6 protein-coding genes and 1 pseudogene are annotated in these 7,599 nt (G+C 48.2%); 3 read left to right on the top strand and 4 right to left on the bottom strand.

Going from position 1 to position 7,599, the window contains the following annotated elements; all coding sequences use genetic code 11:
- Positions 1-10: 10 nt before the first annotated feature.
- Together BM082_RS11065 and BM082_RS11070 are read left to right on the top strand one after the other, a co-directional pair.
- Positions 11-922, top strand: coding sequence for an ABC transporter permease (locus BM082_RS11065; protein WP_017011109.1), 912 nt, complete (start codon positions 11-13; stop codon positions 920-922).
- Entirely contained in the window at positions 919-1,713 is a 795-nt protein-coding gene (locus tag BM082_RS11070) for an ABC transporter ATP-binding protein (protein ID WP_017011110.1), read from the top strand. The genes BM082_RS11065 and BM082_RS11070 overlap by 4 nt, the downstream gene beginning before the upstream one ends.
- 92 nt (positions 1,714-1,805) lie before the next feature.
- Here BM082_RS11070 and viaA read toward each other — a convergent pair whose 3' ends face one another.
- The 3 genes from viaA to BM082_RS11085 all read right to left on the bottom strand — a co-directional run bounded on the left by viaA (position 1,806) and on the right by BM082_RS11085 (position 6,123).
- A complete protein-coding gene (gene viaA, locus BM082_RS11075) occupies positions 1,806-3,254 on the bottom strand; it encodes an ATPase RavA stimulator ViaA (RefSeq protein WP_017015540.1) in 1,449 nt (482 codons plus the stop codon).
- Positions 3,255-3,262: 8 nt separating this feature from the next.
- Positions 3,263-4,897, bottom strand: a complete 1,635-nt coding sequence (locus tag BM082_RS11080) for an AAA family ATPase (RefSeq protein ID WP_017015539.1) — start codon at positions 4,895-4,897, stop codon at positions 3,263-3,265.
- A gap of 377 nt (positions 4,898-5,274) precedes the next feature.
- Positions 5,275-6,123: a sulfurtransferase gene (locus BM082_RS11085; RefSeq protein WP_017011113.1), complete on the bottom strand. Its 849-nt coding sequence runs from the start codon at positions 6,121-6,123 to the stop codon at positions 5,275-5,277.
- Between the two features lie 121 nt (positions 6,124-6,244).
- On the opposite strand from BM082_RS11085, the gene BM082_RS11090 reads away from it, so the two are divergent.
- On the top strand, positions 6,245-7,147 hold the full coding sequence (locus tag BM082_RS11090) for a lipid A deacylase LpxR family protein (protein ID WP_017016202.1): 903 nt from the start codon (positions 6,245-6,247) through the stop codon (positions 7,145-7,147).
- 122 nt (positions 7,148-7,269) lie between these two features.
- Here BM082_RS11090 and BM082_RS11095 read toward each other — a convergent pair.
- Positions 7,270-7,599, bottom strand: a pseudogene (locus BM082_RS11095) (IS4 family transposase); the annotation flags it as partial.

Below are 7,599 nucleotides of genomic sequence, written 5' to 3' on the forward strand. Positions count from 1 at the left end.
GGAGCAGTAAATGACCTCAATTGCCTTCTTTGGCACTCTGGAAGTAGGTCTGGTTTATGGCCTAGTCGCACTGGGCGTATATCTGACTTTCCGGGTTCTCGATTTTCCGGATCTCACCGTAGACGGCAGCTTCCCAATGGGCGCTGCTGTCGCCGCCACTCTTATTGTCATGGGCGTTGACCCTTGGATCTCAACCTTTGCTGCGATCCTTGCAGGTGCCTGTACTGGCCTTATCACCGCGTTTTTAACCGTGAAATGCGGCATTTTGAATTTGCTCGCCAGTATTCTGACCATGATTGCGGCGTTCTCTATCAATATTCGCATCATGGGCCGTCCTAATGTTGCACTGCTGGGCGTAGACACCATTCTCACGCCTTTCGAAAACATGGGCATCGACCCTGTTTATGCGCGCCCACTGGTTGTGTTTATTCTGGTCGTGCTCAGTGCTTGGTTCATCATCCGCCTTTTGAGCAGCGATTTTGGCCTCGGTCTTCGTGCTACGGGCGTCAATGGACGCATGGTACGCGCGCAAGGCGCAAGCACGGCATTTTACACCTATGTTGGTCTCGCCCTCTCTAATGGCTTTGTTGGCTTTTCTGGTGCGCTGTTTGCACAGACAAACAGTTTCGCCGATGTCACTTCTGGTGTGGGGACAATTGTTGTTGGTCTTGCGGCTGTCATACTGGGTCAAACCCTGTTGCCAGGACGCAAAGTCTGGGTTGCTGTGGTCGCAGTAATACTTGGCTCAGTGCTTTATAGGTTGGCAGTCGCATTCGCACTAAGTTCAGGCATGTTTGGCTTGAAAGCGTCTGACTTGAACCTTGTCACGGCCGTATTGGTTGCACTCGCGTTGATTGCACCAAAAGCCCGTGAGCACTACCAAAAAAACAAGAAAATGAAAGAAGCGGGGGTAGCAAAGTGATTGAATTAAAAGACATCCAAGTTACCTTCAATCCAGGCACCATTCTCGAAAATCGCGCACTTCGCAGTGTGTCACTCACCGTTCCTAAGAACGAGTTTCTCACCATTATTGGCTCCAACGGTGCGGGTAAATCAACCCTGCTTGGCGCAGTAAGTGGCGAAACACCGATGGTGGGTGGAAGTGTCGTGATTGACGGTATCGATGTGACACATCAACAAGTCCACCAGCGTGCTGCACTTGCGGCGAGGGTATTTCAAGACCCACTGGCAGGCACCTGTGCATCGCTAACCATTGAAGAAAACATGGCGTTGGCATTTAGCCGTGGCTCTCGCCGAGGATGGAGTTTGGCGCTGTCGAGCAAACGAAGAGACATTTTTAAAGAGCGTATTTCCATTCTTGGTTTAGGCCTAGAAGATCGTCTTAGTGACAGCATTGGCCTTCTCTCAGGTGGTCAACGCCAAGCGGTAAGTTTGATCATGGCAACGCTCTCAGACAGTAAATTGCTGCTTCTTGATGAGCATACTGCCGCCCTCGATCCTCGTATGGCTGCATTTGTTATCGACCTGACAAAGAAAGTCATCACGGAGTTTGGCTTAACCGCATTGATGGTGACGCATTCAATGAAAGATGCCCTCGCCTGCGGTGATCGCACCGTCATGTTGCATCAAGGCAAGATTGTATTGGATGTAAAAGGTGAAGAACGCGCCGGAATGGGCGTGCCTGATTTACTTGAAATGTTCAGTAGAGTGCGTGGTGAAGAATTGGCAGACGACAGTTTGCTGCTGAACTAGCCGCTAACCGAAGATTGTTGATAGAAAAAAAGACGGCATAGGCCGTCTTTTTTATTGCTTACTCATGGCGCGTTTACTGTCGAATGAAAGATTTAGAAACGCTTCAACAATCGTCCCATGAGTGATGGATGATAATCCCACACATGGTCGAACATGCTCATCACCGCCGGGTTGCCGTATTTAGACAGATTGATGGCATGAAAACGATTATGTTGCGCTTTGAGTTCATCGACCTTCTGTTTCACCTCATCAGGCTGCTCTGGCGCAATGAAATCTGAAATCACCACCAGATCCGCATTTCGATACTTGTCTGTGCCCATCAAATCGACAGAATGCGTCAATACTGGCTCAAGATCTGTGCCGCCGTGGAAGCTATAAGACAGGAAGTTCAGCGCTTCTTTTAAGCCATCCTCACCCGTGAGTTCATAACCGATGTGGTCGGTTGAGAAAATCATCACACTGCAGTCTCGGTCTTCTTTCACCGCAATTTGCATCAGCGCATACGCCATGGCTTTCGCACATTGCTCAGGAAAGCCACTCATTGATCCCGACGCATCAACACAAATCAGGAAAGGCCCTTTCTCGATGTCGACTTGCTTGCTTTCAGGTTTAAAGGCTTTCACCTTTCTCAATGAACGTTGCATGCCTTGCATGCGATAGGTTAACAGGCGTTTGTCTGCAAAGTGTTTATAGAAAAGGATTTCGAGTGCAGGTTCAGCCAAGTAAATCGCCTCATTCGGCACCAACTTCTCAAGATGGTCGCTTTGGTGAATACCGACAATGTCATCGGCGACATTGTCAGCGGGTTCTTCCACCATTTGCAGTTCTTCAGCAGGTGAGCGCTGCAATGAAGGATCATCTACGTCATTCGCCATTCGGCCAAGTGTTTCAGCAATGTCTTGAAGGTCTTGATTGTCCTTCAAGAAAGCCACAAAACGCTTTAACAACGCCACGTCCGATTGGGTGACCTTAGAAGACGCTAAATCCCACAATCGACCAGTTTTCTCTGCATCACCGTGCTCTTGAACATCTTCCAGTTCACGGTACGTTTCCATGCGTTGATAAAGCTCTTTGAGTAACTTCTCTTTGTGGGCTTCTAACTCTTTTTCTTGTGCCGCTTGAATCGCCCCAGCCAAATGTTGGTACCACTTGTTGCAGAAATACGCTTGGAACATCGGCGTTTCTTGTGCGATGTTTTTCTCGATCATCCGACGGGCTTTCAAGTAAAACGACGATTTACCTTCTAACGACTTCATCAATGATTTGGCGTTATCCCTAAACGCCTGCTGAGACATGGCAACCGCGTCTTGGTAAGCCTGAATTTCCTGCTTAAGCTCCTCAGTAATGCAGTCATTACTCAGGCGACGTTTCACTGAGTGACGCCATTTACGCACATGCCGCTTCACCGACGCTTTCGCGTTCGGACTGGCTTCCGTCATGACGAGAAGCTGCGGCTTTGCCATCACTTCAGTCACCGCATGTTCCAGCATGCCAGTTTCCGCCAGCATCATGCCTAACTGTAAACTCTCCGGACTGATCATCCGTGCTCCTAAGCGAAGTATTCGTTCAACATACGAATACGAAACGCATCTTTTTCGAATTTAGCGGTTTGCTTTTGCAACGCTTCTTCTGCATCGGTAATACTGTTTGCCAACAATTCCAAAAGATCGGAGTTAGCAAAGTTGTGTGGTAGGGCCGCATTCAACTGCATTCTAGCAACACGGATCATGTGTTTTGCATCGTCGACCTTGGCGATAGCCGCCTCCGTTGTCACTTGCCATGCATTGAAGGTTTCAGCGTCGTCGTCATCAATACCTGCAATCGCGACGGCAACAGGGCGATTGGCGATGTCTTTTATCATCAATTCTAAATCACCGGTCACATCAAACTTGAGCATGCAAAGATTCGGATTTTTGTTCACGTAGCCGTATACATCACACGCGCCGTTTTTGATTTTTTTCTCGAATTCACTGGCATCGACATACACCCAGCGGCTGTCCCCTTTCTCTTTTTCAGAAACAGACGGGTTAGAATCCAACATCACCAGCTTGATTAAATTATGGCTTGAATTGACGGAATAGCGGCGTGCTTTAGACAGATCCACCAGATACTTCTCTTTACGCATCGACACTTCAGTACCGACATCGTGGCCGAGTGTATCAATCACTTGTTCTGCCAACTCTTTCACGTCGTCGTTCGCATCTGTCGCGACAGCCAAGGCTTCTTGTTGATTGAAACACACTTGTTTAGCGAATTGACGCATCACAGCGTTCACGACACTTCGAGACTCAGGACTGTGCCAGAGACATTCTTGCAGCAACAGAAGATCAACCGGATTGACCTCATTGCGGCCGTTGAAGAAGGCACTCGCTTTCAGCAAACGTACCGCCTTTTTCCAACGTCGGTCTGAGATATACAGTTCTTCGGCTGGGAATGGGTGTCCGCCATCTTCCGCCTCTCGCTCTAAAAGGCGTTTCAGTGCGTAGATCTTTTCGAACACCTCATCGGAAAGTGAGACGAGATCAATTTGACGCTGCCACAGTTGGTATTCCTGTGCTTTGATCGCAATATCAGCGCCAATCTCCGCGTCAGTGTCACCTTGTTCACCAACGATCAAACGTTTGAAGTTACCTTTCTCTTGAATGCGGTTAACGAAAACACGCACAAGCATGCGGTCGTACAATGCATCGAGGCCACTGTCCGCTTCTGGCAATTCATTGGAGGCGGCAACAAGCAAGCGCATAGGAACGGGCAAGACTTCGCTGCCGTTTCGAAATACGCGTTCATTGACCACAGTAAGGAGGGTATTAAGAATGGCTGGGCCGGCTTTCCAAATTTCATCGAGAAAAACAACGTCGGCCGTCGGCAGATACCCTTCGGTCAAACGCACGTATTTCCCGTTGTCTTTTAGTTCTTGAATAGAGAGAGGTCCGAATACCTCTTCTGGGGTTGAAAACCGCGTCATCAAGTATTCAAAAAAGCTGCTGTTATCGAAGGCTTTAATGAGACGTTTTGCAATATAACTTTTTGCAATCCCTGGCGGACCGAGAAGAAAGACACTCTCTCCGCTTAATGCTGCGAGCAAGCAAAGACGAATAGTATTCTCTCGCTCATAAACACCACTCGACAGCGCGTTAACCAGTTTTTGGATACGCTCAGGCAATAATGCATGATTTGTGGGCATAGCGATTTGATTCGTCACGGCGCTGCTCCGTTATTCCTTGATTAACTAAGAGGATGTAACAAGGTGTAACATATTGTTAATATTTTGTAACCTTTTTAAATGGTACGCCCATTGGTATACCATTTAGGATTTGATCTCATCCACCCTTCAATCTTAGTTTTCATTTTTGCAGCGCGAAAATCATCCAACACAAAGGTGCGGTTTTCAAAGGTTATCTCCCCTATTCTCGGCACATGATCACACCCCTATGCCGTCGATTTTTCTCCCTTTGAATGATCATCCCAAAACCCACTGACACATAAACAACGGGCAGAAAAAAGGCCTTCATCGAGGAAGGCCTTAGCATTGAATGCATTTGTTTTGTGCGCTGAAGGCGATTACAGCACTTCAATGGGTAAACGATGATCACCGCCCCACTCCGTCCACGAGCCATCATACACGGCAATCACTTTGCCAATGGTATGTTCACTGGCGAGTGCCACCGTACACGCAGTAACACCAGATCCACAGGATGTAACGTTCGGTAACGCATCCGATACGACGGTTGCCAACAGTTGACTTAATTCCTGAGAAGATTTGAAGAAGCCTTCTTGCATGACCGAAGGGAAAGGTAAATTGACAGCATTTGGCATGTGCCCGCTGCGCACACCCTCTCTTGGCTCTGCTACACCGCCACTGAAACGGTCAAAAGGACGCACATCGATCACATTAAGAGAATTGGTGGTGATGCCTGCCAATAAAGCGTCTCTGTCAATGTAGCGCTCAGGTTGGAAGCATGCCGTGTATTCTGTCACCTGAGGCTGAACAGGCGGCGTGTTGTCTATGTCACCACCAACGCTTTCCCACGCAGGTAAACCACCATCAAGCAACGCGACATTTTGATGTCCCATCACTTTAAACATCCACCACACTCGCGGCGATGAGAAGATGCCAGCACTGTCATACACGACAACCGTATCGGAATTGGAAATCCCCAGTTTACTCACGTTTTCTGCAAACACGTCGGTCGATGGCAACATATGCGGTAACGACGATGTCTGGTCTTTAATCTCGCCATCGAAATCAAAATATACCGCACCTGGAATACGTTTCGTTTTCCACTCTTGCGCACCGTTTCTTTGGCTGCCTGGCATGAACCAACTGGCATCTACGGTTTTGACGTTTGGCGCAGAAATATGGGCTTTCAGCCACTCTGCGTTGACAATTACATCAATATTCTGGGACAAATCACTCTCCTTTCAAACGACAATCGTCAGGCGCAGGGTTATGAGTTAGCATAAGCGCCGACACTCCACTGAGTCGCATTTAAGACGCACATGGCGTCATATCCTAAACAATAGGGATTTTATGTTAACACGCAGATTAATTGGCGCTGCGATCATCGCCGCACCAATGTTCACTTTTCCTGTGCATGCTGCCACGGTATCGCTATCGATTGATAATGATGGCGTCATCGGTACAGACCGAGAATACACAAGTGGCCTTTTCCTACGTTGGTCTTCAGATCCAGGCCTCATTGGGTATAGCGTTGAAATCGGTCAACAAATGTGGACACCTTCTGACATAGAACTCACCGAGCCACTGCCAAATGAACGTGCCTATGCGGGCTTTCTTTATACACAAGCCAGGCTTTACCAACAAACCGATACCTTCGCACTAAAAGGGGGGTTGTTGCTGGGTACTGTTGGCCCGAACTCTGGCGCAGAAACTGGCCAATCCATCGTTCACACTGTCGTTGGCTCTCCCGATCCACAAGGTTGGGACTATCAAATCTATGATGAGTTCATCTATCAATTGAGCGGCGAAGCCCACCAACTCATCGCACGTAGCCCAGTGGGCGAATTCAGTGTGTTTGGCCGTGGCCAGGGTGGTAACTTCCAAAGTGAAGTCGCTGCTGGTGGTACTTATCGTCTTGGTATCGATCTGGGCAACACCTTTGGTTCAACGTCTGTCATTGCGGGGAATACTGTCGACACGGGTATGTTGAGCAACAGTGCAGCCGGTATGTTTTTCTTCACCACGCTCGAAGCGCGTTATCGCTTTGATGACGTCACGATTGAAGGCGATAAACCTGCCGAGAACAGTGATTTGACCATCGAAAACATCCAAGGCGCCGCATCTGCAGGCTTTACTTGGTATTCAAATAACTGGGGGGCGACAGCCTCTGCAACGGTGCAAAGCAAGCAATACGAAACGGCGAAACGTAATCATCATGCTTACGGCACCTTCACACTGTTTTATCGTTACTGACGTTTCTATTGATTGCTGCTTTTACAACGTAGACTTTTAAGGCGTTTTTTAGCTTCTTTTAACGTAGATAAGCAGTGATAGAGACAATCAAAAAAGGCGAGAGAACTCTTAATGCCGCTCGCTTAAGAGCGAGTGGCTTTTTTCTCTCTGGTTCTGGTTGGATATTTTGCGGGTCTTTTCAACACTGCCCGAGGGTACGCTTTCCTCTTTCTCTTGTTAGGTAATATCAGCCGTTTGCCATTTTCTCTAAGCATTTTTAGTGCATTTGGAACTGCACCAGGACTTCTGCCACTCGCCCAGATAAACTCATCTTGGATGAGATATAGCGCATTGAGGAAGCTTATCCTAAGCGGCTCAACTTTGTGCTCTTTCGCCATCGCTGCCATTTCTAAACGGACGATATTGTAAGACGTCAGGATCCCCCACAACTCCTGATAGATGCCCTCGCTTTT

It is taken from the genome of Enterovibrio norvegicus DSM 15893, from assembly GCF_900115495.1.
GTDB lineage: Bacteria > Pseudomonadota > Gammaproteobacteria > Enterobacterales > Vibrionaceae > Enterovibrio > Enterovibrio norvegicus.